Consider the following 2,658-nt stretch of genomic DNA (forward strand, 5'->3'; position numbering starts at 1 on the left):
AGCCCGACGCACAGGCTCACCATCCTGACGCAGACATCGCCGGTCGATCGCGACCGTCGCGATGCAGCTACGCTCGCCCGCTGGTTGCGAACGATTCTACATTCGGTGTGGAGAATTCATCGCTTACCGTCAACCTCAATGATCACGCAACGACAACTATGAAGGAGCAACGTCAAATATGACCTGATACCGAACGACAACTACCCCGTTGACCGGCCAAAATAGTTGTCGTTGACCGGCCGTGCTGCTTGACGCTCTCTAGTTTGCCCTTTTGCCCGATAGCCAAACTGATTAAGTATTGTTTCGGACGTTCTTTTCCCGACAACGTCGGACAGACGACAATTCCTATCATGGATATCGTGTCGAAATCTACGGAGTTCCATATGGCACGACACGTGCTTTACTGCAAGAGGACCTGTCCACGACTTAGGAGAAGCCCTTGTCATCCCCAAACCCTATAGCAAGCTACACAGTGGCCAAACTGCCAGTGGATCAACTTCGGCCAAGCGAGAAGATCAATGTGCCACGTGCTTGGACATTGCTCAAATCGATCGCGGAAATTAAGCGCTGGACTACACCAATTTTAGTCGAACACCGCCACTTCATTATTATGGATGGTCACCACCGCCACTTTTGTGCAAAGGAACTAGGCCTCTCGCTTGTACCGTGTATCTTGCTTTCCTACGATGACCCAAACTTGGATGTGACCTACTGGGCCAATCCTGAACCCGTTCCCATTGACGACATTATCGAAGCTGGTCTATCCGGGAAATTGATGAGTTTCAAGACTACCCGACACAAGTTGAAAGTTACGTTGCCGGGTTGTGCATTCGAACTCGATGACCTCAGGTGAGCTGCCGTCGCTAGTCAAGGACACTCTGTCGGCGAGCCAGAAACTTTATTCGGCATTGCATTCGCAACTCGATCCACAGGTAATCGGATATGCGGATTAGCGTGCAAGACCGCATCGGAATCACATTGGGGACCTCTGGAGAATTACAGACATTCCCAATGGCGGAATGGATGTGCCAGATCTGTGGTGTTTGTCACGCTCAGATCACGAGTAAGAAATTCAAACGATCTTTGCTCCTCTTCGGAGGCGAAATGCAATGTTATTCAATTTGTCTAGCATCGTTTCGCATATGAAATTAATTTGTATGACTTTTGTTCTCGGAGTTGTATGCCCATGATCGATTCGGCTATTCCGCGGCGCGCTCAACCTGCGCCACGCCACAAATTGCGCGTCAATTCCCGACGCAGATGTCCTCTGTCATGCATCGTCCGATGGCATAGCTGGCAATCCGACGAGGCGTTTTTGCGCCCGGTCTCGCTGCCTGCATCAAAACCGCTACCTACTACCCGATGTATTGCAACTACAACTCATTCCATCGAATTCTCTTACTCGAAAAAGATCACCACCATCCGTTTGAATCGCACATCTGTTACCCGATGGAGCTCAAACGGGAATGGAATAAGAATAGGAACAGAATAATGATCGTAAATAGCATACTCGATACCATCGGGCAGACACCACTGCTACACATTCCTCTACGTGGAGGTGAAATCAGTCTTTATCTTAAGCTCGAGATGTTCAACCCGTCTGGATCAATGAAAGATCGCATGGCGCTGAGCATGGTCGACAATCGATCAATTACCTCAAGCGAAGATATTGTTGACATCGTCGAATCTTCGTCAGGCAATACCGCCAGTGCGTTGGCCATGATCTCGGCTGTGCGGAGAATCAAGTTCACAGCTCTTATGGACACTCATGCAAGCCTTGAGAAAATCCTTACGGTTCGTGCATTCGGAAGCAACGTCAGGGTCGTTGGCAGCGGCGACGGTGCACTAGCCACTGACATGCGCGATCGGGAAGCGATGCGAATCTCTATCGAAGAAGGGTCCTATTGGACTGAACAGCACAACAACCCTGCAAATCCAGCTGGGTATGTTGGACTGGCAGCTGAATTGCTCGACGACCTCGGCCCGACAATTTCCCATTTTGTGTGCGCTATCGGTACTGGTGGGTCACTATGTGGTTCCGCACGTCAACTGCGAATGCATATTCCTCGACTTCAAGTGATTGGCGTGGAGCCTGTCGGAAGTGTCATCTTTGGTGGGCAGAGCGGGCATTATCGCCAGTCAGGCACTGGCACACCTGAAGGAGCCGATGTAGGCATGGCGATTGACTACGACGTAATAGATGCAGGCCGCAAAGTGAGCGACGAGATGGCCTTCTCGACTTGCCACTATTTGGCTCAGCGGCACGGGTTATTGGTTGGTGGATCGGCGGGGGGGGCGATCTATGAGGCGCTCAATGTGGCTCGGCAAGCGCCGATAGGATCGCGGATCGTCACACTTGCGTGCGACAGTGGTACCAAATATTTGGACACTGTTTTCAACCAAGATTGGCTGTCGGCTCACGAGATCCAAATCTTTGACCTTGAAGAGAATTTCGGCGAACTTCTCGCCAACGTTCCGGTTGCAGCAAACCGCGTAACGAAGACGTAGTCCGTTGAACCAGATGAATTGCGCCGGATTCGCCGCGATGGATCGGAGTACTTCCATTTCAATGGGAGTGCTTGCTTATTGTATTGAAGTATGTACCGCATGAGCTTTTTGTCGAGATCCCTGGTGCTGGTGAATACGCCACGCGCAATG

2 protein-coding genes and 1 pseudogene are annotated in these 2,658 nt (G+C 50.9%); 2 read left to right on the forward strand and 1 reads right to left on the reverse strand.

Annotated elements, in window-relative coordinates; translation table 11 throughout:
- Window positions 1-439 precede the first annotated feature (439 nt).
- The gene (locus AB4Y40_RS42625) at window positions 440-853 is read left to right on the forward strand and encodes a ParB N-terminal domain-containing protein (protein ID WP_368692969.1); all 414 of its coding nucleotides are present in this window, start codon (window positions 440-442) and stop codon (window positions 851-853) included.
- Window positions 854-1,491: 638 nt separating this feature from the next.
- Window positions 1,492-2,508 (forward strand): PLP-dependent cysteine synthase family protein, encoded by a 1,017-nt coding sequence (locus tag AB4Y40_RS42630; protein WP_368692970.1) that lies wholly within the window; start codon window positions 1,492-1,494, stop codon window positions 2,506-2,508.
- On the opposite strand, the pseudogene AB4Y40_RS42635 reads toward AB4Y40_RS42630, so the two are convergent.
- Window positions 2,508-2,658: pseudogene (locus AB4Y40_RS42635) on the reverse strand (IS630 family transposase); the annotation flags it as partial. The gene AB4Y40_RS42630 and the pseudogene AB4Y40_RS42635 sit on opposite strands and share 1 nt — an antisense overlap.

The organism is Paraburkholderia sp. EG287B, from assembly GCF_040965595.1.
Classification (GTDB): Bacteria; Pseudomonadota; Gammaproteobacteria; order Burkholderiales; family Burkholderiaceae; genus Paraburkholderia.

What these genes read in the sequence shown, in the direction of transcription:
- AB4Y40_RS42630 (WP_368692970.1), top strand. Translation starts at nt 1,492, where the DNA reads ATGATCGTAAATAGCATACTCGATACCATCGGGCAGACACCACTGCTA.